Origin of the sequence: Amycolatopsis sp. NPDC004625, from assembly GCF_040609695.1 — a bacterium.
GTDB lineage: Bacteria > Actinomycetota > Actinomycetes > Mycobacteriales > Pseudonocardiaceae > Amycolatopsis.
Map to the genome: position 1 here is coordinate 128,433 of NZ_JBEXKX010000008.1, position 26,195 is coordinate 154,627.

Annotated in this window: 28 protein-coding genes, 1 tRNA gene and 1 riboswitch; of the genes, 16 read left to right on the top strand and 13 right to left on the bottom strand. The window is 71.6% G+C overall.

Annotation, left to right across the window (positions count from 1 at the left end; genetic code table 11):
• Positions 1-23: 23 nt before the first annotated feature.
• A complete protein-coding gene (locus ABZW17_RS11665) occupies positions 24-797 on the top strand; it encodes a helix-turn-helix transcriptional regulator (RefSeq protein ID WP_354812268.1) in 774 nt (257 codons plus the stop codon).
• On the opposite strand, the gene ABZW17_RS11670 is transcribed toward ABZW17_RS11665, so the two are convergent.
• A complete protein-coding gene (locus ABZW17_RS11670) occupies positions 773-1,276 on the bottom strand; it encodes a DedA family protein (RefSeq protein WP_354812270.1) in 504 nt (167 codons plus the stop codon). The two genes, ABZW17_RS11665 and ABZW17_RS11670, sit on opposite strands and share 25 nt — an antisense overlap.
• Entirely contained in the window at positions 1,248-1,844 is a 597-nt protein-coding gene (locus ABZW17_RS11675; protein WP_354812272.1) for a methyltransferase domain-containing protein, read from the bottom strand. Before ABZW17_RS11675 ends, ABZW17_RS11670 begins: the two co-directional genes overlap by 29 nt.
• 148 nt (positions 1,845-1,992) lie before the next feature.
• Here ABZW17_RS11675 and ABZW17_RS11680 point away from each other — a divergent pair, with 148 nt between their 5' ends.
• From ABZW17_RS11680 to ABZW17_RS11690, 3 genes are all read left to right on the top strand, one after another.
• On the top strand, positions 1,993-3,096 hold the full coding sequence (locus ABZW17_RS11680) for a histidine kinase (RefSeq protein WP_354812523.1): 1,104 nt from the start codon (positions 1,993-1,995) through the stop codon (positions 3,094-3,096).
• Positions 3,093-3,749, top strand: coding sequence for a response regulator transcription factor (locus ABZW17_RS11685; RefSeq protein ID WP_354812273.1), 657 nt, complete (start codon positions 3,093-3,095; stop codon positions 3,747-3,749). The genes ABZW17_RS11680 and ABZW17_RS11685 overlap by 4 nt, the downstream gene beginning before the upstream one ends.
• A 162-nt stretch (positions 3,750-3,911) precedes the next feature.
• Entirely contained in the window at positions 3,912-5,093 is a 1,182-nt protein-coding gene (locus ABZW17_RS11690; RefSeq protein WP_354812275.1) for a PQQ-dependent sugar dehydrogenase, read from the top strand.
• Between the two features lie 216 nt (positions 5,094-5,309).
• Here the strand turns inward: ABZW17_RS11690 and ABZW17_RS11695 are convergent, their stop codons facing one another.
• Positions 5,310-6,038 carry an SDR family oxidoreductase gene (locus tag ABZW17_RS11695; protein WP_354812277.1) on the bottom strand — a complete coding sequence of 243 codons (729 nt, stop codon included), beginning with the start codon at positions 6,036-6,038 and terminating at the stop codon, positions 5,310-5,312.
• A 30-nt stretch (positions 6,039-6,068) separates the two neighbouring features.
• On the opposite strand from ABZW17_RS11695, the gene ABZW17_RS11700 reads away from it, so the two are divergent.
• The 3 genes from ABZW17_RS11700 to ABZW17_RS11710 are packed head-to-tail and all read left to right on the top strand — an operon-like array spanning position 6,069 to position 7,397.
• Positions 6,069-6,572, top strand: a complete 504-nt coding sequence (locus ABZW17_RS11700) for an isochorismatase family protein (RefSeq protein WP_354812279.1) — start codon at positions 6,069-6,071, stop codon at positions 6,570-6,572.
• The gene (locus tag ABZW17_RS11705) at positions 6,569-6,961 is read left to right on the top strand and encodes an NUDIX domain-containing protein (RefSeq protein WP_354812281.1); all 393 of its coding nucleotides are present in this window, start codon (positions 6,569-6,571) and stop codon (positions 6,959-6,961) included. The genes ABZW17_RS11700 and ABZW17_RS11705 overlap by 4 nt, the downstream gene beginning before the upstream one ends.
• A gap of 43 nt (positions 6,962-7,004) precedes the next feature.
• A complete protein-coding gene (locus ABZW17_RS11710; RefSeq protein ID WP_354812283.1) occupies positions 7,005-7,397 on the top strand; it encodes an NUDIX domain-containing protein in 393 nt (130 codons plus the stop codon).
• Between the two features lie 15 nt (positions 7,398-7,412).
• On the opposite strand, the gene ABZW17_RS11715 is transcribed toward ABZW17_RS11710, so the two are convergent.
• The 3 genes from ABZW17_RS11715 to ABZW17_RS11725 form a co-directional block, all read right to left on the bottom strand.
• A complete protein-coding gene (locus ABZW17_RS11715) occupies positions 7,413-8,306 on the bottom strand; it encodes a GNAT family N-acetyltransferase (protein WP_354812285.1) in 894 nt (297 codons plus the stop codon).
• Between the two features lie 4 nt (positions 8,307-8,310).
• Positions 8,311-8,904, bottom strand: coding sequence for a TetR/AcrR family transcriptional regulator (locus ABZW17_RS11720; protein ID WP_003062116.1), 594 nt, complete (start codon positions 8,902-8,904; stop codon positions 8,311-8,313).
• Positions 8,905-8,996: 92 nt separating this feature from the next.
• Positions 8,997-9,962, bottom strand: coding sequence for an acyl-CoA desaturase (locus tag ABZW17_RS11725; RefSeq protein ID WP_354812525.1), 966 nt, complete (start codon positions 9,960-9,962; stop codon positions 8,997-8,999).
• Positions 9,963-10,168: 206 nt separating this feature from the next.
• Between ABZW17_RS11725 and ABZW17_RS11730 the strand changes: the two genes are divergently transcribed.
• The 5 genes from ABZW17_RS11730 (at position 10,169) to ABZW17_RS11750 (ending at position 15,505) form a co-directional block, all read left to right on the top strand.
• A tRNA-Gln gene (locus ABZW17_RS11730) sits at positions 10,169-10,240 on the top strand.
• A gap of 37 nt (positions 10,241-10,277) precedes the next feature.
• Positions 10,278-12,032, top strand: coding sequence for a GGDEF domain-containing protein (locus ABZW17_RS11735; RefSeq protein WP_354812287.1), 1,755 nt, complete (start codon positions 10,278-10,280; stop codon positions 12,030-12,032).
• A 48-nt stretch (positions 12,033-12,080) separates the two neighbouring features.
• Entirely contained in the window at positions 12,081-13,553 is a 1,473-nt protein-coding gene (glmU, locus tag ABZW17_RS11740; RefSeq protein WP_354812289.1) for a bifunctional UDP-N-acetylglucosamine diphosphorylase/glucosamine-1-phosphate N-acetyltransferase GlmU, read from the top strand.
• Positions 13,550-14,530 carry a ribose-phosphate diphosphokinase gene (locus ABZW17_RS11745; protein WP_354812290.1) on the top strand — a complete coding sequence of 327 codons (981 nt, stop codon included), beginning with the start codon at positions 13,550-13,552 and terminating at the stop codon, positions 14,528-14,530. Before glmU ends, ABZW17_RS11745 begins: the two co-directional genes overlap by 4 nt.
• Before the next feature lie 108 nt (positions 14,531-14,638).
• Positions 14,639-15,505 (top strand): TIGR03621 family F420-dependent LLM class oxidoreductase, encoded by an 867-nt coding sequence (locus tag ABZW17_RS11750; RefSeq protein WP_354812291.1) that lies wholly within the window; start codon positions 14,639-14,641, stop codon positions 15,503-15,505.
• Here the strand turns inward: ABZW17_RS11750 and ABZW17_RS11755 are convergent.
• Positions 15,499-16,140 carry an NAD(P)H-binding protein gene (locus tag ABZW17_RS11755; protein ID WP_354812292.1) on the bottom strand — a complete coding sequence of 214 codons (642 nt, stop codon included), beginning with the start codon at positions 16,138-16,140 and terminating at the stop codon, positions 15,499-15,501. The genes ABZW17_RS11750 and ABZW17_RS11755 overlap by 7 nt on opposite strands.
• A 99-nt stretch (positions 16,141-16,239) precedes the next feature.
• Positions 16,240-17,358, bottom strand: coding sequence for a hypothetical protein (locus ABZW17_RS11760; RefSeq protein WP_354812294.1), 1,119 nt, complete (start codon positions 17,356-17,358; stop codon positions 16,240-16,242).
• Positions 17,359-17,689: 331 nt separating this feature from the next.
• Here ABZW17_RS11760 and ABZW17_RS11765 point away from each other — a divergent pair, with 331 nt between their 5' ends.
• The 4 genes from ABZW17_RS11765 to ABZW17_RS11780 all read left to right on the top strand — a co-directional run bounded on the left by ABZW17_RS11765 (position 17,690) and on the right by ABZW17_RS11780 (position 19,837).
• Positions 17,690-18,289, top strand: a complete 600-nt coding sequence (locus tag ABZW17_RS11765) for a 50S ribosomal protein L25/general stress protein Ctc (RefSeq protein WP_354812296.1) — start codon at positions 17,690-17,692, stop codon at positions 18,287-18,289.
• Positions 18,290-18,354: 65 nt separating this feature from the next.
• Positions 18,355-18,948 carry an aminoacyl-tRNA hydrolase gene (gene pth / locus ABZW17_RS11770; protein ID WP_354812298.1) on the top strand — a complete coding sequence of 198 codons (594 nt, stop codon included), beginning with the start codon at positions 18,355-18,357 and terminating at the stop codon, positions 18,946-18,948.
• A 20-nt stretch (positions 18,949-18,968) separates the two neighbouring features.
• Entirely contained in the window at positions 18,969-19,286 is a 318-nt protein-coding gene (locus ABZW17_RS11775; RefSeq protein WP_354812300.1) for a DivIVA domain-containing protein, read from the top strand.
• A 191-nt stretch (positions 19,287-19,477) separates the two neighbouring features.
• Positions 19,478-19,837 (top strand): DivIVA domain-containing protein, encoded by a 360-nt coding sequence (locus ABZW17_RS11780; protein ID WP_354812302.1) that lies wholly within the window; start codon positions 19,478-19,480, stop codon positions 19,835-19,837.
• 40 nt (positions 19,838-19,877) lie between these two features.
• Here ABZW17_RS11780 and ABZW17_RS11785 read toward each other — a convergent pair whose 3' ends face one another.
• The 5 genes from ABZW17_RS11785 to ABZW17_RS11805 form a co-directional block, all read right to left on the bottom strand.
• Positions 19,878-21,566 (bottom strand): fatty acyl-AMP ligase, encoded by a 1,689-nt coding sequence (locus ABZW17_RS11785; RefSeq protein WP_354812304.1) that lies wholly within the window; start codon positions 21,564-21,566, stop codon positions 19,878-19,880.
• A gap of 56 nt (positions 21,567-21,622) precedes the next feature.
• On the bottom strand, positions 21,623-23,386 hold the full coding sequence (locus ABZW17_RS11790; protein ID WP_354812306.1) for an ABC-F family ATP-binding cassette domain-containing protein: 1,764 nt from the start codon (positions 23,384-23,386) through the stop codon (positions 21,623-21,625).
• A 4-nt stretch (positions 23,387-23,390) separates the two neighbouring features.
• Complete coding sequence (locus ABZW17_RS11795) at positions 23,391-23,798, bottom strand: ASCH domain-containing protein (RefSeq protein ID WP_354812308.1); 408 nt, start codon at positions 23,796-23,798, stop codon at positions 23,391-23,393.
• On the bottom strand, positions 23,795-24,757 hold the full coding sequence (locus ABZW17_RS11800) for a 4-(cytidine 5'-diphospho)-2-C-methyl-D-erythritol kinase (protein WP_354812310.1): 963 nt from the start codon (positions 24,755-24,757) through the stop codon (positions 23,795-23,797). Before ABZW17_RS11800 ends, ABZW17_RS11795 begins: the two co-directional genes overlap by 4 nt.
• Positions 24,758-24,827: 70 nt before the next feature.
• Entirely contained in the window at positions 24,828-25,841 is a 1,014-nt protein-coding gene (locus tag ABZW17_RS11805) for an ATP-binding cassette domain-containing protein (protein WP_354812312.1), read from the bottom strand.
• A 209-nt stretch (positions 25,842-26,050) separates the two neighbouring features.
• Positions 26,051-26,141: riboswitch (SAM riboswitch) on the bottom strand.
• Between the last annotated feature and the right edge of the window lie 54 nt (positions 26,142-26,195).

Sequence of the window (26,195 nt, forward strand, 5' to 3'; positions counted from 1 at the left end):
GACGCCCCGAGCAGGATGGACCCGTGGACTTCGGAACGGCGCTCAAGGACTGGCGCACCCGGCGGCGGCTCAGCCAGCTCGACCTGGCGCTGCGCGCGGGCACGACGCAACGGCACGTCAGCTTCATGGAGAGCGGGCGTTCGGTGCCCGGCCGCGGCATGGTCCTGCGCGTCGCCGAGTCCCTCGAACTGCCCCTGCGCGAACGCAACGGCCTGCTGCACGCGGCCGGCTACGCGCCGACGTACCCCGAAACGCGGCTCGGCGACCCCGCGATCGCGCCGGTGCTCGACGGCCTGCGGCGGCTGCTCGACGGCCACCGCCCCTACCCCGCGCTCGTCGTCGACCGGTACGGCGTGCTGGTCGCCGCGAACGACGGGTTCCGGCTGCTCACCGAGGGGGTCGCGCCGGAACTGCTGCGCGAACCGGTCGACACGCTGCGGCTGGCGTTGCACCCGGAGGGCATGGCGCCGCGGGTACACAACCTCGACGACTGGGCGCGGCACATCCTCGAGCGCCTCCGCAACGACCTGGCCCGGACCCCGGACGAACGGCTGGCCGCGCAGCTCGCCGAGCTCGAGGGGTACCTGCCGCCCGCCGCCCCGCCCGGCCCGGAGCACCTGGGGTTCGCGGTGCCGGTCCGGCTGTCGACGTCGGCCGGCGAACTGCGCCTGATCACCGCGATCACGACGTTCGCCACGCCGGCCGACGTCACCGTGTCGGAGCTGAAGCTGGAGACGTTCCTGCCCGCGGACGCCGAGACCGCGGAGCGGCTTCAGAGCACCAGCGCCGTCGCCTGACCCACCAGCAGCTCCGCGCTCGCCCACAGCGTCGCCGCCGCGAGGCTGCCCGCCGCGAACCGGCGGTACGGCATCGCCGCCGAGCCCGCGACGCGCGGCACCAGCGTCCGGACGCCCGCCAGGCAGCGGCCCGCGATCACCGCCGGGACGCCGTGGCGCGCGACCGCCGATTCCGCGCGGTCCCAGCGGTGCTCGCCGATGCGCCGCGCCAGCCGGGAACCGCGCAGCCGCGGCCCCCAGTGGCGTCCCTCGAAGTACGCGAGCTGATCACCGAGGACGGCCGACGCCACGGCCACCGCCCAAGCGAGCCCGAGGTTGAGCGTGCCGCGCTCGGCGAGGAAACCCATCAGCAGCAACGTCGAGAGCGTCGGCAGCACGATTCCCGGCAGCAGCGCGGTTTCCGCGGTGATCACCAGCGCGCAGACCAGGTAGACGACCACCGGGGGCGCGTCAAGCAGAGGCCGCAGCAGGCTGTCCACGCCGGGCCCTTCCCACGGCCACCGGCAGCGCCGCGCGGTAGACGAACGCGGGCGGCAGGTTGCCCCAGACGACCGAAGTCCGCTCCACGACGGCGAACCGGCTTCGCAGCGACGCGGCGAAGCGGCGCGCGGGCGGTGTCCAGGCCGCGTGGGCGTACGCGAACGTCGTGAACCGGCCGTTCGGGGCCAGGGCCGCGGTGACCGCGTCGAGGATGCGCTGCTGCCGGGCCGCCGTCATGGCCGTCCACGGCAGACCGGAGACGACGACGTCGACACCGTCGAGAGCCAGGTGTTCCGCCGAGCCCGTGCGGACGTCGACCTGCGGAAAGCGCTTGCTCAAGGACTCGGCGAAACGCGGGTTGATCTCGACGGCCGTCAGCCGTGCTTCGGGGCGAAGCAGCTCGAGAACTGCTTCGGTGAACACGCCGGTGCCCGGACCGAGCTCGGCGACCCGCGACGCGCGCTCCAGGCCGAGGCCCGCCGTCATCTCTTCGGCCAGCCGCGGCGAGCTCGGCGCGATCGCGCCGGTCAGGACCGGGTGGCGGAGGAATTCCCTGGTGATCGACATGGCCCCGACGCTAGGAACGGCCGGGGTGGCCGCGAATCCGCCGGCGCGGACTCTCCGTGTCCTCCCGGAGGAGGACACGGAGAATCCGGAAGAAGGACGCCCCGGACGCGGTCCCGGCATTACGTTCGCAGGTGTGGAACGACTCGTGATGTGGGTGCGCCGGCACCGCTGGACAGTGGACCTCCCGCTGTACGGCGTGTTCGTCTTCCTCGCGCCGAGCTGGTCCGGCGAGCAGCCGTGGACCACGCGCGCGTTCCCGATGCTGTTCCTGCTCCCGCTGCTGGTGCGGCGGCGGTTCCCGCGCACGGTCGCGGTGCTGGTCATCGCCGGGGCGGCGGCGGTGTACCTCAACGACGTCTGGGCGTACGACCGCGGCCGCACCGAGCTGGCCATGGCGGTCGTGCTGTTCAACCTCGTGAAGCGGCGGGACCGGTGGTTCGCCGCGGTGGTCGCGGTGGCGATCGTCGTGCTGGGTGTCCAGTGGGTCGCCCTCTACGTCCCGGAGTCGATCAACCCGACGTTCACGGTGCTCGGCATCCTGCCGCTGCACCTCGCGGCGTGGGCGCTCGGGGAGTTCTTCCGCAAACAGGAGGAGCTGAGCGCCGAAGAGCGGAAGCGCGACGACGCCCAGACCCGCGCGGCGGTCGCCGAGGAGCGCACCCGGATCGCCCGCGAGCTGCACGACGTCCTGGCGCACAGCATGAGCGTGATCGTGCTGAACGCCGAGGGCGCGAAGCTCGCCCGGCACCGCGACCCCGAGGCCGTCGACCGCACGCTCGACACGATCGTCCACACCGGCCGCGACGCGCTCGCCGAGCTGCGCCGGCTCCTCGAAGTCCTGCACGCCGGCCAGGCGGCGCGCAGTCCCCAGCCGACGCTCGCCGAACTGCGCGAGCTCGTCGACCAGTCCGGGCGCCGGGTGGCGCTCGACGTGACCGGCGACCCGGGCGCCCTGCCGGCGAGCGCCGCGCTGCAGGCGTACCGGATCGTCCAGGAGGCACTGACCAACATGATCAAGCACGCCCCCGCCGACGCCACCGGCCACGTCGGCGTCGCGTTCGAGCCCCCGGAGGTCCGGATCGAGGTGACGAACACGGGCGGCCACGCCCCACCCTCCCCGGCCCTCCCCTCCTCGGGTCGCGGGCTGGCCGGCATGCGCCAGCGCGTCGACATGTACCACGGCGAGCTGACGACCGGCCCGCTCCCCGGAGGCGGGTACCGGGTGCGCGCGACGTTGGTGGTGGCGTCATGACCACCCGCATCCTCCTCTGCGACGACCAGCAGCTGGTCCGCGTCGGCCTGCGGATGATCGTCGAAAGCCAGGACGACCTCGTCGTCGCCGGCGAAGCCGCCAACGGCGAAGAAGCCATCGCCCTCGCGCGGGAGCTGCGGCCCGACCTGGTGCTGATGGACGTCCGGATGCCGGTGCTCGACGGCGTCACCGCGACCGCGCGGATCTGCGCCGAGCTGCCGGACGTGCGCGTCCTCATCATCACCACCTTCGACCTCGACGAGTACGCCTACGCCGCGCTGCGGGGCGGGGCCAGTGGCTTCCTGGTGAAGGACGCACCGTCGGACGAGATGCTCGTGGCGATCCGGGGGGTGCTGCGGGGCGATTCGATGGTCTCGCCGTCGGTCACCCGGCGGCTGCTCGACCGGTACCTCGCCGACGACCGCGATCCCGTGGACGTCGAGAAGCTCGGCGCGCTCACCGAACGCGAGAAGGACGTCCTGGGCCTCGTCGCGCGCGGGCTGTCCAACGGCGAGATCGCCGCGAAGCTGTACATCGGCGAGACGACCGTGAAAACGCACGTCGGGCGGATCCTGAGCAAGCTGCGGCTGCGTGACCGGGTGCACGCGGTCGTGTTCGCCTACGAGTCCGGCCTGGTGCGACCCGGGTCCTGATCGCTCCCCGTCTTCGGCGACGAAACGGCGGCTCGAAGCGGCGGGCGCCACCGTGGACCTGGTCCCCGGCGCCGGGCACTTCCTCCCCGGCGACGGGCCTGGCCTTCCTCACGCGCGCGGCGTCGAACGGCGATTTCACCGCTTGATGGCAGGATGAGCCGTATGCGGCGTGCGCTGGGTCTCATCGTTGTGGTGTCCCTGCTGGTCCTGGGCTGTTCGGGAGCGGCGAGCGAACCCGTGCAGAGCGTCCCGCCCGCGGCCACGCCGGCCGCCGCGTCCGGGAAGTTCAAGGTCGAGACCGTGACCGCCGGGCTGGAACACGGCTGGGACGTCGGGTTCCTGCCCGACGGCGGCATCCTCGTCCCGCAGCGGCCCGGCAAGCTCGCGCTGGTCCGCGACGGCAAGGCGGCCGAGGTGCGCGCCGACTTCTCCGACGTCCTCGTGCAGGGCGAAGGCGGGCTGCTCGGCATGGTCGTCAGCCCGGACTTCAGCACCAGCCGCGAGTTCATCACCTGCCAGGACCACCAGGAGGGCGGCAAGGCCGTCGACATCCGGCTGGTCACCTGGCGGCTCGCCGAGGACGGCACCAGCGCGACCAAGGTGAAGGACCTGCTCACCGGGCTGCCGGTGAACCCCAGCGGCCGGCACTCCGGTTGCCGCCCGACGTTCGCCCCGGACGGCGCGCTGCTGGTCGGCACCGGCGACACCGCCCGCGCGTCGATCTCGCAGGACCGCCACTCCCTCGGCGGCAAGGTGCTGCGGCTGGACGCGAAGACCGGGAAGCCGTTGCCGGACAACCCGTTCATCACGTCGAACGACCCGCACGAGCGACTGGTCTACACCTACGGCCACCGCAACGTCCAGGGCGTGGCGATCCGGCCGGGCAGCGGCCAGGTGATCACCGCCGAGCACGGGCCGACGTTCGACGACGAGGTCAACCTGCTGAAGCCGGGCGCCAACTACGGCTGGGACCCGTCGAAGGGCGGCACCGACACCAGTTACGACGAGAGCGTGCCGATGACCGACCTCAAGCGGTTCCCGGACGCGGTGAGTCCACTGTGGACGTCCGGGAAGATCACCGAGGCGATCAGCGGCGACGCGTTCCTGACCGGCGCGCAGTGGGGCCCGAACGACGGCGCGCTCGTCGTGGTCGCGCTCAAGGGGCAGAAACTGCTGCTGTACCACCTGGACCCGGCGGGCAAGGTCCTCGACGTCACACTGCCGCCGGAGTTCGACGACAAGTTCGGCCGCCTGCGCGCGGTCCGCAGCGGCCCGGACGGCGCCCTGTACGTGACCACCTCGGACGGGACGAACGACAAGCTGCTGAAGGTCACGCCCGCCTGACCATGCGAAAAACACGGCCGCGAAGGTGCCGTGGACACTTCCGCCCGGGTGGCGCAGCGCGGAACATGGTACGAGCCAAGAGTTTTCGCCCGCCCCCGACGCGTGTTGGACGCGGTCCGAAGAAAGCGTTCCCGCGGCAGCACCGCGCCGGTCCCCGGACGCCATCGCCGACCTGGCGCCCGGGGACCGGCATCCAGCCGCGTCACGACGAAGCTGCTATTTGCCCAGGTGAGCCCCGCCGTTGACGTGCACCACCTGCCCGGTGACGTGCCCGGCGGCGGGGCTCGCCAAGAACGTCACCACGGCGACGACGTCTTCCGGCGTGCCGGGACGCTTGTTCATCGTGTTGCCGACCAGCCATTCGCGACGGCGGTCGCTCAGCTGTCCGTGGAAGAACTCGGTGTCCCCGACCAACCCCGGCGCGACGACGTTCGCGGTGATCCCGCGCGGCCCGAACTCCCGGGCCACACTGACGTTCCACGCTTCGACGGCGGCCTTCGCGGCACCGTAGGACCCGGCGCCGGTGTGCGCGGCGATCGAGCCGACGGTGATGATCCGCGCCCCGTCGGCGAGGCGGTCGCGCAGCGCGTGCGTCACCAGCGCGGCACTGACCACATTGGACCGGAGGTTCCGTTCGAACGCGGCCGCGAAGCCGGCCAGGCCCTCTTCGCCGCCACCGTCGACGAAGTCCGTGTTGCCGCCGGCGTTGTTGACGAGCACGTCGACGCGTTCCGGCAACTCCGCCAGTGCGGCCTCGACGGCCGCCGGATCGGCGGCGTCGAACACGACGGGCCGCGCGCCCGCCAACGTCGCCGCTTCGGTCAGCACTTTCTCGCGGCGCCCGGTGATCGTGACGCGCTCGCCGGCCCCCGCGAAGGCCGCCGCCACGGCGTAGCCGATGCCCGTGCCGCCGCCCGTCACCACGATTTCCCTGTTGTTCCCCATGCCTCCGACCCTAGTGCCTAGGATCGGGGCATGACCGAGATCGACCCGGCCACGTCCGCGCTCGTCCTGATCGACCTGCAGGCGCGGATCGTGGCGTTGCCGACCACGCCGTACACCGGCGAGGAAGTCGTCGCGAACGCCCTGCGCCTGCGGGACGCGTTCCGCAAGGCCGGCGCACCGGTGGTGATCGTGCAGGTGTCGCGGCCGGACAACCCGCCGGGCAACGAACTGGTCTTCGAACCCGACGACGACAAGATCGTCACGAAGTACACGATCGGCGGGTTCGCCGGCACCGGCCTCGACGAGCACCTGCGCGGAGCGGGCGTCCGCACGGTGGTGTTCGGCGGCATCGCAACGGAGTTCGGCGTCGAGTCGACCCTGCGCGCGGCCTCCGACCACGGCTACGACACGGTCGCGGTGTCCGACGCGATGACGGCGCTGTCCGAGATCTCGCACGAGAACGCGATCACGAAGATCTTCCCGCGGCTGGGCACGGTCGTGACGACGGACGAGGCCGTGGCGGCCCTGGCGTGATCGACAAGATCGCCTGGATCCACGTGGTGGACGGCCGCGTCCTGGCCGCCCGCTCGCGCGGAAAGGACCGGTTCTACCTGCCCGGCGGCAAGCGCGAGCCGGGCGAGACCGACGCCGAGACGCTGGTCCGCGAGATCCGCGAGGAGCTGGGCGTCGAGATCATCCCGGACTCGATCACGCCGGCGGGCACGTTCGAGGGCCAGGCACACGGACACGCGGAGGGCACGGTCGTGCACACGACGGCTTACGCGGCGCAGTTCCGCGGGGAACCGCGGGCGTGCGCGGAGATCGAAGAGATCGCGTGGCTGGGCTACGCCGACCGGGACCGGGTTTCGCTGGTGGCCCAGCTGATCTTCGACCACCTCCACGCCGCGGGGCAGCTGCCGTGACGAACGTCCGGGCGCCCGGCGGAGAGCTGCGGGTAAGGGCGCGGTGATCGACAAGATCGCCTGGCTGCACCTGGTGGACGGCCGGATCCTCAGCACGCGCTCGCGCGGCAAGGACGTTTACTACCTCCCCGGCGGCAAGCGCGAGCCGGGCGAGACCGACGCCGAGACGCTGGTCCGCGAGATCCGCGAGGAGCTGGGCGTCGAGATCACCGCGGGCTCGATCGCCGCGGCCGGCACCTTCGAAGCGCAGGCACACGGCCACGCCGCGGGCACGCTGGTGCGGATGACCTGCTACACCGCCGGCTACCGCGGAACCCTGGAGGCGAGCAGCGAGATCGACGAGCTCGCCTGGCTCGGGTACGCCGACCGCGACCGGGTTTCCGCGGTCGACCAGCTCATCTTCGACCACCTCCACGCCACTGGGCAGCTGCCGTGACGAACGTCCGGGCGCTCAGCGCCGTTTGACGAGCGGCGCGTCCCGCGAAAACGCCCGGAACCCCACCCCGTAGTACAACTCCCGCGCCGGGGCCGGCTCGCCCATGCACGCGACCGTCGCGTGGCGGGCGCCCGCCGCCAACGCCAGGCGCATCCCGTGCAGCAGCATCGCCCGGGCCAGGCCCTGGCGCCGGTAGCCCGGGTGCGTGCCGACCGGCTCGAACTCGACCGTCCCGTTCCGCTCGTCGAACCACATGATCGCCGAACACGCCATCGTGCCGTCCGGCGCTTCCACCAGGACGTGCAGGTCACCGCGGTATCCCGGCGCCTGCCGCACCCCCTCGTACGACGCGTCCGTGTACGACGTCGGCGCCCACGCGTCCACGTGCGCCTGCACCACGGCTTCCGGCGGGACCTCCGCGGCGGTGCGGAAGGAAAACCCGGCCGGCAACGACGGCCGGGGCACGTCGGTGAGGTCGCGCTCGTTCAGCTGCGACCACGCGCCGGGGGCGTCGGGCTCGTAGCCGTGCGCCGCCCAGCGTCGCAGGGCGAACGCGTCGGCCGCCGACGGCAGCACCGTGCGCTCGAGACCCGCCGCCGTCTCGTCGTACCAGGCGATCACCTCGTCGACCAGCTCCGCGTGCTGCGGGTGCACCTGGTAGGCCAGGTACGCGCCGGTGATGTCCTTGACCGAGCCGTCGTTGCGCCGGACCCGCCGCGGCAGCTCGGCCCGGCCCCACGCGACGAGCTCCCCGCCGGAAAACCACCGCCGCCGCTCGCCTTCGCCGCGGGCCCGGCCCCAGTTCCAGGCCAGTTCGCCGAACGACGCGTCGCTGTTGACCAGCTCCGGGTGGGTGGCGGTGAGCCGCTGGGCCAGCCCCTGCATGAGCTTCAGGTCCTCGACGGACACCGGGCTAACCCAGCCGCAGCTTCGGCTTGTGCTCCAGGTGGGACAGCCCGTTCCAGGCCAGGTTGACCAGGTGCGCGGCCACCTCGTCGCGCTTCGGCTTGCGCGCGTCCAGCCACCACTGGCCGGTCAGCGCGACCATCCCGACCAGCGCCTGCGCGTACAGCGCCGCCAGCTTCTCGTCGTAGCCGCGGGCCGCGAACTGCTGGGCCAGGATGTGCTCGACCTGGCTCGCGATGTCGTTCAGCACCGTCGAAAACGTCCCCGTGGAACTCGCCACCGGGGAGTCGCGGACCAGGATGCGGAAGCCGTCGTGGGAGTCCTCGACGTAGGACAGCAGGGCCGTCGCCGCCTGCTCCAGCATCGCGCGCGGGTGCCCGCCGTGGAGGGTCGAAACCATCCTGTCGAGCAGCAGCTGCGTTTCGCGGTCGACGACCACCGCGTAGATGCCTTCTTTGCCGCCGAAGTGCTCGTACACCACGGGTTTCGACACGTTGGCGCGGTGGGCGATCTCTTCGATCGACGTCCCGTCGAAGCCCTTCTCGGCGAACAGCGCCCTGGCCACGTTCAGCAGCTGCTGACGCCGCTCGGTGCCGGTCATCCGGACCCGGGTCACCGGGGCGGCCGGACGCGCCCCGGTGACCTGCTCACGCTTCGAACGTCGTCTCCCCGCCACCTGATCAGCCTAGTTGACTAGCCTTTTTCGGTGGCGATACGGGCCAAGCGCTGCGGCGTCGGCCAGCGGACGTCGTGCACCCAGCCGAACTTTTCGAAGATCCAGATCAGCCGCGCGGAGATGTCGATCTGACCGCGCTTCACGCCGTGGCGGGCCGACGTCGGGTCGGCGTGGTGCAGGTTGTGCCACGACTCGCCGAACGAGAAGATCGCCAGCGGCCAGAAGTTCGCCGACTTGTCACGGGCGGCGAACGGGCGCTCGCCGATCATGTGGCAGATCGAGTTGACCGACCAGGTCACGTGGTGCAGCACGCAGATGCGCACCAGCCCGGCCCAGAAGAACGCGGTGACCGCGCCCCACAGCGACCACGAGATGAGCCCGCCCAGCAGCGCCGGCAGCAGGAGGCTGACCAGCGACCACAGCCAGAACAGGTCGTCGACCTTCTTGATCGCCGGGTCCTTCACCAGGTCCGGGGCGAACCGCTCGGCGTTGGTCTGGTCGCGCTCGAACAGCCAGCCCATGTGCGCGTGCCAGAAGCCCTTGGCGATGGCCCACGGCGAGGTGCCGAACGCCCACGGCGAGTGCGGGTCGCCGTCGCGGTCGGAGAACGCGTGGTGACGGCGGTGGTCGGCGACCCAGGTGATCACCGGGCCCTGCAGGGCGATGCTGCCCGCGATGGCCATGACCACGCGCAGCCACGGCTTGGCCTTGAACGAACCGTGCGTGAAGTAGCGGTGGTACGACACCGTGATGCCGAGCCCGCTGATCGCGTAGAACACCACGAAGATGCCGACGTCGACCCAGCTCAGTCCCCAGCCCCACGCGAACGGCACCGCGACCAGGAGGGCCACCAGCGGGGCGATCACGCCGAAGTAGACCGACAGCTGCACGCCGATGCCGCGCGTGCCGTCGATGACAGGTTTGGGCCCCTTGGGAGCCGGCGGCTCCCCCGTGGGCTGAGAACGGTCGAGCGTGGCCGTCATACGCTTCACTTCTCCCTACACGGGCACACTTCCTACCAAGGGCGCCCTAACCTACGATGCCGTAGGTTACGGTACAGGAGGTTCGGGCGGCTGGGGAGTGCCGGAACGCACACTCCTGTCCCGCGGAGCGGGTACCCGGCCCGCGGGCGCCTAACGCATCCCCCGCGCGGACGACACCCGATCGTCGCTATCCTGACCAGGATCGATCCGCCGTAGTGTAATCGGCAGCACTTCAGATTTTGGTTCTGACAGTTCAGGTTCGAATCCTGGCGGCGGAGCAGCAGAAGGAACCGGCAAACCCACGACACCGGGAGGTTGGCGCTGACCGACGAGGCGACCGACCCGGTCACGGCCAGGCGGCCCGCGCTGGCCGAAATGTCCGACGCCTGGCTGGTCGGGCGCGCGCGGGAACTGGGCGCCGCCGTCCAGCGGCACGAATACACCCAGCAGCTCGAGATCGTCGCGATGATGGACGAGCTGCTCGACGAGACCCAGCGCCGCGGCGAGCCGCTGCTCGTGGCCCAGCTGCTGCGCTCGTCCGCCCTCGCCCGGCTGGCCACCAAGGGCCTGGCCGCGGAGGCCGAGCCCCGGCTCGACGAGATGCTCGCGCACACCCGGCGCCACGGCATCGCCCTGCTGCGCGCCGACGCGCACGCCCTGCGCGGGCGCCGGCTCGTGGCCGCCGCGCAGGAGGACGCCGCGCTCACCGAGATCGCCCGGGCGCTGGCCATCCTGGACGACTCGGCCATCCCGGACCGGCAGGTCGGGCTGCGCGCCTGGAACCGGCTGCTGTCCTCGACGCTGATCGACTGCTGGCTGGTGCTCAACCAGCTCGGCGTCTACGAAGCGGCCGAAGAGGTGATCGGCCGGGCCGCGGCGGCGATCCGCGAGAGCGCGAGCCCGCACGACATCGCCCTGCAGCTGATCAACCGGATCAAGATGCTGCTCGGCTGGGGCCTGCGGCTGGAGCGCATCGACGAGTACGACGAGAGCGCCGAGAAGTTCCGCACCGCGGCCTCGATGGGGGCGGCCGCCGAAGGGCCGTTCGCCGAGTCGCTGTTCCCGCGCAAGGCGAACGTCGCGGCGATCGACCAGGTCGGCGTCCTGGCGGCGGCGCCGGCGCTGAACCAGCCCGGCGCCGAGCACATCGACCGGCTGGAGAAGCTCCACACCGAGCGCGCGTTCGGGCACGACCGGGAGATCGTCGCGATCGCGCTGGCCCGCTGCCTGGACAAGGAGGGCCGGCGCGAAGAGGCCCTCTCGGTGCTGCGCGAGACGCGTCAATCGATCTCGGACGACACCTCGCAGCCGTCGATGCGGCTGAACATCGCCCGCGAGCTGGCCCGGCTCGACACGAGCCCGGACTACGCGTCCGGCGCGAGCGAGTCGCTGATCGACTACGCGCGGCGCCTCGAGTCGGAGATGTGGAGCCTGCGCGAGTCGCAGATCGCCACGCTGAACGCCCGCCGCGAGCACGAACGGCTCTCCGCCGAGCACGGCGCGATCACCCAGCAGGCCCTGCAGGACCCGCTCACCGGCCTGCCGAACCGGCGCGCGCTGGACGAGAAGCTGCGCCAGCTCGCCTCCTCGGCCGACGCCCAGCCGCTCGCGGTCGCCCTGGTCGACCTCGACGGGTTCAAGGGCGTCAACGACAAGCAGTCCCACGCCGAAGGCGACAACGTGCTGCGTGTCGTCGCGAGCACCCTGCGTGACGCGCTGCGCGGCGACGACCTCGTGGCCCGCTACGGCGGCGACGAGTTCATCGTCCTGCTCCCGGGCACGCCGGCGTCGGCGGCGAAGATGGCGCTCGGGCGCGCGGTGAAGTCGGTCGCGAACCTGCCGCACCACCTGTCGCACGGGGTCACGCTGTCGATCGGGCTCGTCTCGCTGCGGCCGCAGGAACGCGGCGAGCAGGTCCTCGCCCGCGCGGACGCGGCGATGTACCAGGCCAAACGCGGCGGCGGCAACCAGGTGGCGTCGGCCAACTCGATGGCCGCCGACCCCGCTGGAGCATGGGCGACCGAGGCACCACCGACCGACCCCGCGTGGGACGCCGAAGACCACAGTTAGGATCGGAGCCCGACAGAAGCCATCTCTTGGTAACCGTTGGGAGCGCCGTTGACCGGCCCGCTGAGCACGTTGATCCTGGCCGCGGGTGAAGGCACCCGCATGCGTTCCGCGACGCCCAAGGTGCTGCACCCGATCGCCGGGCGGCCCCTCGTCGAGCACGCCGTCCGGGCGGCCGCCGGACTGGACCCCGAACACCTCGTGGTGGTCGTCGGGCACGGCCGCGAAGCGGTCGGCGAACAGCTGGGCGCGGTCGCGACCGCCCTCGGCCGTTCCGTCGGCACCGCGGTGCAGGACCAGCAGAAGGGCACCGGCCACGCCGTGTCCTGCGCGCTCGCCACGCTGCCCGCCGACCTCACCGGCACCGTGCTCGTCAGCTACGGCGACGTCCCGCTGCTCGACACCGCCACCCTCGGCGCGCTGCTCGACGAGCACACCGAGGCGAAGAACGCCGTCACCGTGCTCACCTCGGTGGTCGCCGACCCGGCCGGCTACGGCCGGATCGTGCGCGACGGCGCCGGCAAGGTCACCGGGATCGTCGAGCACAAGGACGCCACCCCGGAGCAGGCGGAGATCACCGAGATCAACTCGGGCGTCTACGCCTTCGACGCCGCGGTGCTGCGCGACGGCCTTTCGCGCCTCTCGACCGACAACGCGCAGGGCGAGCTCTACCTCACCGACGTCCTCGGCATCGCGAACGGCGACGGGCTGCACGTCGGCGCGCTGGTCGTCGACGACCCGTGGCTGACCGAAGGCGTCAACGACCGCGTGCAGCTGTCGGCGCTCGGCGCCGAGCTCAACCGCCGGATCGTGCAGCGCTGGCAGCGCGAGGGCGTCACGATCGTCGACCCGGCCACGACCTGGATCGACGCCGGCGTGACGCTCTCCCGCGACGTCGTCATCCAGCCCGGCGTGCAGCTCAAGGGCACGACGTCGGTCGGCGAGGGCAGCACGGTCGGGCCGGACAGCACGCTCACGGACGTCAAGATCGGCGCGGGCGCCTCGGTGGTCCGGGTGCACGGCTCGGACTCGGAGCTCGGCGACGGCGTCAACGTCGGCCCGTTCACCTACCTGCGGCCGGGCACCAAGCTGGGCGTGAAGGCGAAGCTGGGCGCGTTCGTCGAGACGAAGGCGGCCGAGATCGGGGCCGGTACGAAGGTGCCCCACCTGACCTACGTGGGTGACGCCACGATCGGCGAGCACAGCAACATCGGGTGCTCCAGCGTGTTCGTGAACTACGACGGGGTGAACAAGCACCGGACCGTTATCGGGTCCTATGTCCGGTTGGGCGCGGACAACACCTTCGTCGCCCCGGTGCACATCGGTGACGGCGCTTACAGTGGGGCAGGTGCCGTGATCCGCGAGGACGTCCCGCCGGGCACACTCGCGGTGTCGGCGCCGCCGCAGCGCAACATCGAAGGCTGGGCGATCCGGCGCAGGCCGGGTACGCCCGCGGCGGAGGCGGCCCAGGCCGCCCTCGACGCCGATTCAGCAGCAGGAACCGACGGGGAGTCGCCAGCATGAGTCCGAAGCAAGGCACGCCGAAGAAGAACCTGATGCTCTTCTCCGGACGCGCGCACAAGGAGCTCGCCGAAGAGGTGGCCCAGCACCTCAACGTGACGATCACCCCGCAGACGGCGCACACGTTCGCCAACGGCGAGCTGTTCGTCCGGTTCGAGGAGTCCGTCCGCGGCACCGACGCCTTCGTCATCCAGGCGCACACCACGCCCATCAACGAGTACGTGATGGAGCAGCTGATCATGGTGGACGCGCTCAAGCGGGCGAGCGCGAAGCGGATCACCGTGGTGATGCCGTTCTACCCGTACGCGCGCCAGGACAAGAAGCACAAGGGCCGCGAGCCGATCTCGGCGCGGCTGATCGCGGACCTGTTCAAGACCGCGGGCGCCGACCGGATCATGACCGTCGACCTGCACACCGCGCAGATCCAGGGCTTCTTCGACGGCCCGGTCGACCACCTGATGGCGCAGACCGTGCTGGCCGACCACATCAAGGCCACCTACGGCAACGCCGACATCACCGTCGTCTCGCCGGACTCGGGCCGCGTGCGGCTGGCCGAGAAGTGGGCGCAGACGCTGGGCGACCGGCCGATCGCGTTCATCCACAAGACGCGCGACCCGGACAAGCCGAACCAGGCCGTCGCCAACCGCGTGGTCGGCAAGGTCGAGGGCAAGCTCTGCGTGCTGATCGACGACATGATCGACACCGGCGGCACGATCGTGAAGGCCACCGAGGCCCTGATCGACGAGGGCGCGGCCGACGTCGTCATCGCGACCACGCACGGCATCCTGTCCGACCCGGCGACCGAGCGGCTCTCGCAGTGCAAGGCGCGCGAGGTCATCGTGACGAACTCGCTGCCGATCCCCGAGGAGAAGCGCTTCGAGGGGCTGACGGTCCTGTCGATCGCGCCGATGCTGGCCGAGGCCATCCAGCAGGTCTTCGAAGACGGCTCGGTGACGTCGCTGTTCGACGGCAACGCCTGACCGCTCGTGAGTGTTTAGGGCGGTTCTAACCGCCCTAAACACTCACGAGCTTTTCCGCCGGGCGCGAAAGCCGGTCTGCGCGGTGCCGCGCGGCGCTAGCGTGCCGGGATGGGGAACTTCAGGTTCGGCGTCACCCTCCGCGGCGTCGGCAGCCGCGACGAGTGGATCGCGAAGTGCCGGCGCGCCGAGGAACTCGGCTACGACGTCATCACCGTGCCCGACCACCTGGGCACCGGCTTGTTCGCGCCGTTCCCGGTGCTGGCCATGGCCGCCGCCGTCACCGAACGGCCGCGGCTGGGCACCCTCGTCTCCAACGTGCCCTTCTACAACCTCGCGCTCTTCGCGCGCGAAGCGTCCACGACGGCCACGCTGCTCGACGGACGGCTCGAACTGGGCCTCGGCGCCGGGCACATGAAAGCCGAGTTCGACGCCGCCGGCCTGCCCTGGCAGAAGGCGTCGGAGCGCATCGAGTATCTCGGTGAGAGCGTCGGCTACCTGCGGAAACACTTCGAGGACGAGGGCATCCCGATGCCCCGCCTGCTCATCGCGGGCAACAGCGACGGCGTGCTCGACCTGGCCGCGGAGCACGCGGACGCCGTCGGCTTCGCCGGCCTGCGACAGCAGCCCGGCAAGCCGCCGGGCACCTTCAAGCTCGACAACGCCGAAGCCGTGGATGAGCGCGTCGCGTACTTCCGGACGAAGGCGAGCCGCGACCTCGAATACAACATGCTGGTCCAGCTCGTCGAGATCACCGACGACCGGGAGAAGGCCGCCGAGCACTGGCACGAGCTGACCGAACGCAGTGCCGTCGCCGACGCCCGGGAGCTCCTCGACGCGCCACAGCTGCTGCTGGGCAGCGTCGAGGAGATCGCCGGACAGCTCGAACAGCGGCGAGAACGCTACGGCTTTTCGTACATCACGGTCTTCGAAGCAGCCCTCGAGACCTTCGCGCCGGTGATCCGCGAACTTCAGTAGGCCACGGTGAACCGCGCGCGGCGGTGCTTCGGCTGTTCGATCTCGTCGACGTAGGCGATCGCGAAGTCGTCGCCGCCGATGTGGGACCTGCCGTTCTCGTCGGTCAGCAGGACGTCGCCGCCGACGCGGAACTCGCCACGGCGCTCGCCGGGGATCCAGGCCCCGAACTCGGCGGCGGGGCTGACGTAGAACCAGTCGAGGTCCGCGGGCTGCTCGCGCAGCAGGCCGAGCACCTCGGCGTGGCTGCCGGCCTCGTCCTTGTACTCGTCCGGGAACTCCGGGGTGTCGAACAGCCGCGGGCCGCCCTCGGCGACCAGCAGGCTCGCCGCGCCGCCGACGAACGACAGCCGGACGCCGTTCTCGCGCGCGATCCGGGCCAGCGACGGCACGGCGTCGATCAGCTTCCTGCCGTCGATCGCGCGGGCCGGGGTGGCCACCACGAACACGTCGGCGTCCTTCGCCAGCGCCGCCACGAACTCCTCGTCGTGCAGCGAACCCTGCCGCTCGTCGACGCCTTCGGGCGCGGAGCCGGCGTTGCGCGCGACGCCGACCACCTCGTGCCCGCGCCGCAGCGCCTCGGCGCCGATCCTGCCCCCGGCGTACCCGGTCCCCCCGAAAACCACCAGCTTGGCCATGTCCGCTCCTGTCGTCGTCTCGGCTGTGCGCAGCCGATGCTAGGAACGGAAGATCACCTACTTCAACGGGAGCAACACACCTGGGGGTAGGTGTCCAGGTCAGCCGCCGAGGCCGGCGAACTCCGCCGCGACCTTCTGCTTGACGGCGTTCACGTCGAGGCCCGCGCGGACCTCCGCCGTCGCGTTCGGCTTGGACAGCACCTGGTAGCTGGCCGTGCGGTTGGGCAGCTTGAACTTCACCGCGCAGGACAGCTTGATCGTCTTGTACGGCTCCGCGTCCCCGGCCGCCGTGCACGTCTGCGCGCCGAGCGCCTCGGCGCTGACTTCGACCGTGAGGGTGATGTGCACGACGCTCTTCTCACCCGAGGCCGGCGAGCCGACCACGCTGTTGGAGACGTCGACCGTCGTCGTGCAGGAACCGACGAAGTCCTTGCAGTCGAGGTTGTCGTTGGTGACGACGGCGCTCGCCTGCACCAGCCCTTCGAACGGCTGGCCGAGGCCGCCGACGGTGTTGTCGAGGTCGGTGCGGAACGCCTTCAGCGCGTCGCCGGTGAGCGGGGCGACCTGGAACTCGGCGCCGTACTTCGGCCCGTTCTGCGGGTCGAGCAGCACCGGCGCGAAGCTGACCACACGGTTCGGCTTGGCCGTGGTGACCCGCAGGACGCTCGGGGCCGCGCCGAGCTGGTAGACCTCGGTGCCGTCCGGGAGCTTCGCCTTGACCGGCTCGCCCATCCGGTCGAGCCCGGCCAGCGCCTTGCGCAGCCCCTCGGCCAGCGCCGGCGGCGCGAACCGGGCCGCCGGGTCGAAGGGCAGTTCGGAGCCGAGCGACCGCACCCAGCTCGTGCCGAACTGCGTGCCCTCGTCGACGGCGTGCGCCTTCCAGTAGTCGGCGTCGGCCTGCAGGTAGAACTGCGCGGCGGCGGCCGTCACCTGGACGACACGGCCTTCCAGCGGCAGCGCGCCGACGGCGTAGCCGCCGCGGGTCACCCGGAACTGCTGGTCGGCGCCCTTGACGGTGGCCTTCAGCGCCACCGCGGGCGCCTGGCCGAGCGCGGTCAGGGCCGCGTCGACCGCGGCGCGCTGCTCGACGCGCCGGTCCGCCGTCGCCTGGTCGGCCGCGGAGATACCGGCGGTGCCGGCGACCGCCACCTGGCAGCCGGCCAGCAACCCGCCCAGCAGCAGCACCGCGGCTGCCACCCCGCTCCGTCGAGCCCGCATCAACGCCCCCTGCTTTCCCGCTACCCGAGCACACCTCGGCCGGCGTCGTCCCGCCACCGGATTTGTGTCGTCACGTACCGGGGTCCAGGAGGGTTCTAGCCTGGGCCGGGCACCCGCCGCAACCCACCGTGATGAGGTTGGTTTACACTCTTGAGGTTGTCTCGGCGAGGCGGGGCCCTTCTGGGGTGCCCGGCGTGATCGACGCGGCGGCTCGAGTAGCCCCCGTCGTCGTGCACGCCCGGAAACTCGCCGCCGAAACTTCCTTGAACAGAACACACATCGGCTCTCCCCGCCGCAGCATGCTGTCTTTGATTTGAAGGAGTGCAACACCGTGTCCGAGGTACGTCTGTCCGTCGAGCCGCGCACCGAGTTCGGCAAGGGCGCCGCGCGCCGCACGCGTCGCGCCGGCAAGATCCCCGCCGTCCTCTACGGCCACGGGTCGGACCCGCGGCACTTCGCGCTGCCCGCGATCGAGTTCGCCCGCGTCGTGCGCGAGAACGGCTCGAACGCCGTCATCACGCTGGACCTGGAGGGCTCGGTCGAGCTGGCCCTGACCAAGACCATCGTGGTCCACCCGCTGAAGAACTACATCGAGCACGTCGACCTGCTGGTCGTGAAGCGCGGCGAGAAGATCGTCGTCGACGTCCCCGTCGTCGTCACCGGCAACCCCGGCCCGGGCGGCCTGGTCAACCAGGACGTCGACACCCTGCAGGTCGAGGTCGAGGCGCTGCACATCCCGGAGCAGTTCGAGGTCTCGATCGAGGGCCTCGAGATCGGTTCCCAGGTGCTGGCCGGCCAGGTCGAGCTGCCGAAGGGCGCCACCCTGGTCACCGACCCCGAGTCGCTCGTCGTGGCTGTCAACGAGCCGCAGCGTGAAGAGACCGGCGACGAGGCCGAGGCGGGCGAAGAGTCGGCCGAAGACGCCGAATAGCCTCCGCCTTCCTCCCCGCCACCACCCTCAACGGAGGAGCTTCGCTCCACTGTTACCTTTTTCGTATGACCGAAGATGTGCCCGGGGCCGGCGAGCTGATCTTGCTCGCCGGCCTCGGCAATCCCGGGCCCCAGTACGCCGGTAACCGGCACAACGTCGGGTTCATGGTGCTGGACGAGCTCGCCGCCCGCGTCGGCGGCAAGTTCAAGACGCACAAGTCCGGCGGCGAGGTGCTCGAGGGACGCTTGGCCGGGCGCCGGGTGGTGCTGGTGAAGCCGCGTTCGTACATGAACCTCTCCGGCGGACCGGTGGTGGGCGCGGCGAAGTTCTACAAGGTGGCGCCGTCCGGTGTCGTCGTGGTGCACGACGAGCTCGACGTCGACTTCGGCGCCCTGAAGCTGAAGTTCGGCGGCGGCGACAACGGCCACAACGGCCTCCGCTCGATCACGAAGTCGCTGGGCACCCGCGACTACTACCGGGTGCGGTTCGGCATCGGCCGCCCGCCCGGCCGGCAGGACCCGGCGGACTTCGTGCTGAAGGACTTTTCGACGGTCGAGCGCAAGGAACTCCCGTTCGAGGTGGATCGCTGCGCGGACGCGACCGAGGCGCTGGTGGGCACCGGCCTCGCGGCCGCGCAGAACGCCTTCCACGCGGGCTGAGATGGGCGGAAGGTGAAGCCATGACCCCCGAGGAAGTCCGGGCGATCGCCTTCGGCAAGCCCCGGTTCGGCCGCCGCGGCTACAACGAGGACGAGGTGGACGCGTTCCTCGACCTCGTCGCGGAGGCGCTGGCCGGGCGCAACATCCTCACCCCCGACGACATCCACTACGTCGAGTTCACGATCATGCCGGTCGGCATGCGCAGCTACGACCAGGCCCAGGTCGACCTGTTCCTCGACGAGGCCGAGGCGGCGCTGATCGCGCTGCGCAACCCGCGGCCGGCGGCGGCCGAGGAGGAGCGCCCGCAGGGCCCGCGGAAGTGGTTCGGGCGCAGCTGACGGGGTTTTCGGGGACGAGCCGGGTGTGAACCCGGCCACACCCCGCACCGTAGTTCTGCTTCACCCGAAGGCGGGCGCACGGCCGCCCGTCGGGGTGAGCTTCGGGGTCGCCCCTTCCGGGGGAACCTGTCCAGGCGTTAGGACGGTGTACGGGAGTTCGCACCAGCCCTACCCCGGAATCGGAGAGTTCCATGTCGTTCACCGCCGAAGACCTCGCCGAGGTCACTTTCGGTAACGCCCCGGTCGGCCGCCGTGGTTACGCGAAGCACGAGGTCGACGCGTTCGTCCGGCGGATCGCCAAGACGCTCGCCGACGAGGACGACCTCACCGCCGCCGAAGTGCACCACGTGATGTTCGCGAAGCCGCTGATCGGCAAGCGCGGCTACGACGAACGCGAAGTCGACGAATTCCTCGACACGGTGGAGGACCAGCTCGCCGCCCGCACCGGCCAGGCCCCGGACCTCCCGGGCGCCCGCACGGCCCCGGAGGCCACGGCCGAACGCGCCACCCCGCCGCCGACGGTCCGCGCGGTCCGCGTCCAGCAACGCTGACCTTCCGGCGGCGGGCCGGCCGGCCCGCCGCCGGAGCGCGTCAGGCGTCGGCGTTCTTCGAGATCCTGTCCGCGAACTGGACCGCCGTCGCCGCGCGCTTGACCTTGCCCGACGGCGTCTTCGGCAGGCTCCCCGCCGGGAGCACGACCACCGCGTACGGGCGCATGTCGACGGCGTCGCGAACCCGCGCCGACACCTGCTTCATCAGGGCCTTCTCCGCCTCGGCGTCGCCCGCCAGCTTCGACTCCACGACCACCGCGAACCGCTCGCGGCGGCTGCCGGCGTCCAGCCGGACCGCCACCGCGTTGCCCGCGCGCACGCCCTCGACCGACGTCGCCGCGCGCTCGATGTCCGTCGGGTACAGGTTGCGGCCGCCCATGATGATGACGTCCTTGCGGCGGCCGCAGATGACGATCTGGCCGTCGATCAGGTAGCCGAGGTCGCCGGTGTCGAGCCAGCCTTCGTCGTCCTGGGTCGCGACCGGGCCGTCCATGGTCAGGTAGCCGGGCGTCACGGCCTCGCCGCGCAGCCGGATCTCGCCGACCTCGCGCTCCCCGGCGCGCTCGCCGGCCTCGTTGACGATCTCGGCCTCCAGCCCGTCGAGGGGCCGGCCGAGCAGCGCGAACGACCGGACGCTGTCGGTGCCGCGCCGCGGGTCGCCCTCGGGCACCGGCACCGCGCGGTTTTCCGCCTCCAGCGCGTCGGCTTCGACGACGTCGAGGGTGAGCCCGGTGAACAGCGGCGCGAACGACACGGCGAGCGTCGCTTCCGCCATGCCGTAGGCCGGGAAGACGCACTCGGCGGGCATCTTGAACCGCGCGCCGGCGTCCACGAAGGTCCGGACGGCGGTCTCGTCGACGGGCTCGGCGCCGTTCAGCGCGATGCGCAGCTTCGAGAGGTCGTAGGCGTCGTCTTCGTCGACGCGGGCCATCCGGCGCCCGACGATGGCGTACGCGAAGTTCGGCGCCGCGGTCGTGGTGCCGTGGTACTTGGTGATCAGCTCGGGCCAGATCAACGGGCCCGAAAGGAACTCGACCGGCGTGATCTTGACCAGCTCGACACCGAAGGTCATGGGGACGGTCAGGAAGCCGACCATCCCCATGTCGTGGAACGTCGGCAGCCAGGACACCATGACGTCGGTGTCGAAGTCGAACTCGGCGCGCTCGACCATGGCCTTGACGTTGGAGTACAGGTTCCCGTAGGTGATCCGCACGGCCTTGGGGTCGGCGGTCGAGCCGCTGGTGAGCTGCAGCAGCGCGGTGTCGCCCTCGTCGGTGACGACGACGTCGGCGAGCGGCTCGGCCCCGGCGAGCTCGGTGATCAGCTCGAACCCGATCCCCTTCTGCTCGAGGACGGGCGCGAGCTGGTCGAAGGGCTCGCCCAGCAGCACGAGGTCGGAGCCGATCATCCCGAGCACCCGCACGGTGTCCTCGGCCCACTCGGCGAGATCGGTGCGCGGCGTCGGCTGGTGCAGCATGGTGACGCTGCCCCCGGCCAGCCACACGGCCTGCACGGTCGGCGCGATCAGCACCGGCGCGGCAGCCAGCACGCCGACGGCCGTGCCCGGCCGGAATCCCGCCGCCACGAGGCCACCGGCAATCCGCCGCGCTTCGCCGTGCACGTCGGCCCAGGTCCGCCGGACCGGCTCCTTCGGCTCCCCGGTGACCATGCCGCGCTGCTGCCCCCGCTGCGTCGCGGTGGCGACGAGCGTGTCCACGAACCTGCTCATGGCCGGAACATTACTGTCTGGACGTCAACATCCGCCGAGCAACGCGGAAACGGGGGTCATTCCAGCAGCTCGGACGTCTCCAGCCAGCGCCCTTCGACGTCTTCGATCTCGCCCTGCACGCCCTTCAGCTCCGCGTTCAGCGCCATCAGCTTCGCCGGGTCCGTCGCCGCCGCCAGCAGCGATGCGTGGAGCTTCTCCTCCTTCGCGTGCAGCTGGTCGAGCTTGCGTTCCAGCCGCCCGAGCTCTTTCTGGGCCGCGCGCAGGTCCGCCGCCGACTTCTTCGCCTCCACCTTCTCCACCGAAGGCGCCGGGCCCGCCACGTCCACCGCGGCCGCGCGGCGGTTCAGGTACTCCTCGATGCCGCCCGGAAGGTGGGTGATGCGGCCGTCGCCGAAGAGCGCGACGATCGTGTCGCACACCCGCTCCACCAGGTAACGGTCGTGGGACACCACCACCATCGTGCCCGGCCAGCCGTCGAGGAGGTCCTCCAGCTGCTGGAGCGTGTCGATGTCCAGGTCGTTCGTCGGCTCGTCGAGCAGCAGCACGTTCGGCTCGGCCATCAGCAGCCGGCACAGCTGGAGCCGGCGCCGCTCGCCACCCGACAGGTCGCCGACCGGGGTCCACTGGCGGGCCTGCGGGAAGCCGAGCTTCTCGCCCAGCTGCGACGCCGTCATCTCCTGCTTGCCGAACACCACGCGCCCGGCCACCTGCTCGATCGCCTGCAGCACGCGCAGGTCGCCGGGCAGGTCGTCGAGCTCCTGGCGCAGGTGCGCGAGCGCGACCGTCTTGCCCTCGATCCGGCGGCCGGTCGAGCCCTCGACGTCGCCGCCGAGCAGCTTGAGCAGCGACGTCTTGCCCGAGCCGTTGACCCCGACCAGGCCGATCCGGTCGCCCGGGCCGACCCGCCAGGTGACGTGGTCGAGCAGCGTCCGGTCGCCGACCTGGTACGTCGTGTCTTCCAGCTCCAGCACGGTCTTCCCGAGCCGCCGCTTCGCGAACGCCTGCAGCTCCACGGAATCACGCGGCGGCGGGACGTCGGCGATCAGCGCTTCCGCCGCTTCGACGCGGTAGCGCGGCTTCGACGAGCGCGCCTGCGGGCCGCGGCGCAGCCACGCCAGCTCCTTGCGGGCCAGGTTCTGCCGCTTCTCCTCGGCCGTCGCGGCCAGCCGCGCCCGCTCGGCGCGCGCGAAGATCCAGTCGGCGTAACCACCTTCGTACTGCTCGACGCGGCCGTTCGCGACCTCCCACGTCAGGGTGGCGACGGTGTCGAGGAACCACCGGTCGTGCGTGACGACCACGACGGCGATCTTCCGGGCCAGCAGGTGGTCGGCGAGCCAGCGGACACCTTCGACGTCCAGGTGGTTGGTCGGCTCGTCGAGCACGACGAGGTCGAGCTCGCCGGTCAGCGCCGCGGCCAGCGAGACCCGGCGCCGCTCGCCACCGGACAGGTTCGCCGTCGGCGTGTCCAGGCCGATCGCCGTGATGCCCAGACCGTCCACAATGGAGCGAACGCGGGCGTCGGCGGCCCATTCGTGCTCGGCGCCGTAGCGTTCGAGGACGACGTCGCCGACCGTGCTGCCGTCCGGGAGCTCCGTGCGCTGGGTGACCACGGCCATCCGCAGGTCGCGAACATGGCTCACCCGCCCGGAATCCGGCTCCGCGAGTCCGGAAAGGACTTCCAGCAGCGTGGTCTTGCCGCCACCGTTGAGGCCGACGACACCGATGCGCTGCCCGGCCGCGACGCCGAGGGAGACGCCGTCCAGCAGCGGGCGAATCCCGTAGGACTTGCTCACCGCTTCCAGGTTGACCAGGTTGGCCATCCGCTCAGCCGATCCTTTCCACAATGATGAAACGGGTCGCCACGATGGTGGTCGTGTCGTCCACGGTGAATTCCGGATCCTCCAGTACGGCGCGCACCTCCGCGCCCTGCCAGAACTTCTCGTGCTCCGCGCGCCACTCGGCGACGCTCGTGAAGCCCTCGCCTTCGCCGACCGCGTGCTCCAGGTCCACTTCGGACAGTGGGAGCACACGCACCCCGACGGTTTCGATGACCGCGACCCCGGCGCCGGCGGAATCGAGCACCAGTTCCCCCTCACCCACCGCAGGCAACGCTTCGCCGGCCCGCTCGTATTCCGCGAGCAGGGCCGAGGTCGTCGTCTTCTCCCCGGCCAGGATCGCCGCGACCAGTTTGTCGCGCAACGGCCCCGGGAACGCGAACTCGGCGTGCTTCACGCGTGCACCCGCGGCGGCGCCGGGCGTGGCGCGTCGTCCCCGCCGACCACCCGCGCGCCGGGGACCGGGCCGTGGGCCACGCGGACCGTCCGGCACACCCCCGCGCCCGACAGCTCGGCCGCCACCTCCACCGCCGACTGCCCGTCCTCGCAGAGGAACGCGCACGTCGGGCCGGAGCCGGACACCGTGCCCGCCAGGGCGCCCGCGTTCACCCCCGCCCGCAGCGTGCGGCGCAGGTCCGGCCGCAGCGAAACCGCCGCCGCCTGCAGGTCGTTGCCCAGCAGCAGGGCCAGCTGCCGCGGATCACCCGAGGCCAGCGCCTCGACGACCGGCGTGTGCGAACCGATCCGGGGCGGGTTGCCCGCCGCGCGCAAGCGGTCCAGCTCGCCGAAGACCTTCGGCGTCGACAGCCCTTCGGCGTCGAACGCCAGCACCCAGTGGAACGTGTGCCGCGACAGCACCGGGACCAGCTGCTCGCCGCGGCCGGTGCCCAGCGCGGTGCCGCCGTAGAGCGCGAACGGGACGTCGCTGCCCAGGCCGGCAGCGATCTCGGCCAGCTCGTCGCGCGTGACGTCGAGGTTCCAGAGCGAAGCGAGCCCGACCAGCGTCGCCGCCGCGTCGGCGCTGCCGCCCGCCATGCCGCCGGCCACCGGGATGCCCTTGCGCAGCACCACCCGCACCTTCGGGTCGCCGGTGCGGCCGACGTGCGCGGCCAGCGCCTCGACGGCCCGCCAGGCCAGGTTCTCCGGGCCGGTCGGGACCGCGCCCTCCCCCTCGCCGTAGACCTCGATGCCGGGCTCTTCGGTGACCGCGACGGTCACCTCGTCGGTCAGCGACAGCGCCTGGAACACGGTGACCAGCTCGTGGTAACCGTCTTCGCGCAGGTCGTCGACCGAAAGGTGCAGGTTGACCTTGGCCGGGACCCGGACGGTGACTGGGGGCGGAACTACGGCGAGCACCCGACCAGCCTACGTGCCCGCGGAAACGCCCCGATGCGACCTGCGCATCGGGGCGGTGACCAGCCGGGGGTCAGGCGGCGGCGACACCCTGCGGGCCACGCGCGGTGTGCGTCACGTGGCCGCCGCGCTCGGCGACCCAGGCCAGGGCCGCGTCGGCCCGCTCGCCGCGGACACCCAGGCGGAAGCGGCCGACCGGGGTGTCGCCGATGCGGGTCAGGCCGCCGCCGATGGTGGCGAACTCGACGTCGAACCGGCCCGCGGCCTCGGGCAGCAGCGCGCCCACCGAGGCGAAGCCGACCAGCACGACGTCCGCCGAGCGGTCGTAGCGCGCCGTCTGCGAGCGGGTGGTCTCGATGGCCGGCAGGAGCGCCTGCGCGGTGCGGCTGGCGGGGTCGGAGATCAGGTCGAGCACCGAGCCGCGCTCGACGACGGTGCCGTCCTCCAGCACCGCGACGTCGTCGCAGACCCGGCGGACCACGCCCGCGTCCGGCGTCGTGACGACGACCGTGACCCCGAGCTCGGACCGGGCCCGGTCGAGGACGGTGAGCACCGCGCCGGCCTCCTCCGGGTCGACACCGGCGGTCGGGTCGTCGGCGAGCAGCACGGCGGGCGCCGCCGCCAGAGCCTTCGCGACCGCGACGCGGCGGAGCTGGCCGACGGTCAGTTCACCGGGGCGCTGCGCGGCACGCGGGGTCAGGCCGACGAGGTCGAGCAGCGAGCCGACCCGGCTGCGGCGCTGCGGGCCGTCGACGCCGAGCTGCTCGAGCGGGGAGGCGATGTTGCCGGCGATGGTGCGCTCGGCGATCAGCTCCGGTTTCGTGGACACCACGCCGAGCTGACGGCGGATTTCGCGGAGGCGGCGGCCGTCGAGGGTGCCGGTGTTGAGGCCGTCGAGCCGCACGACACCGCGGTCGGGGCGCTCCTGCAGCGCGATGCACCGGGCGAGGACGGACTTGCCGGACCCGGCCGGGCCGACCACGCCGAACAGTGAGCCGGCCTGGACGTCGACGCTCACGTCCCGCAGGGCGAGGACCGAATTTCCGTTGGTGGCAAAGGATTTGGACAGGTTTTCGACGGTGATCACGAAGGCTCCAGAAAACGGGGCGCACCCGCGCGGGGGCGCCCGGCCGCAAGCGAAGTCCGTCCGATTGGGACGGTGCGTGAAGAAGAGGTGGACCGGCTAGGACAAGCTCAGCGGGAGCGTCGACATGCGGTCACGGAGCGGCGGCCTTCGTCGACTACGCGACGCCTGGTCAGGAGCAGGGGGCGAGCTACCCTCTTCATCGAAAACGGCCTCCATCGGTCCTGGCGGTAGCACCTGCCCTGTGGAGGGTGGTTGCTGCGACTTCGGCGAGCCAGGTCTCTCAGTCGCTCGGGATGGACGTACTGAGTAAAACCGATCCCGAGGAGCGAACGCAAGCCTGTTGGCCCAGATCAC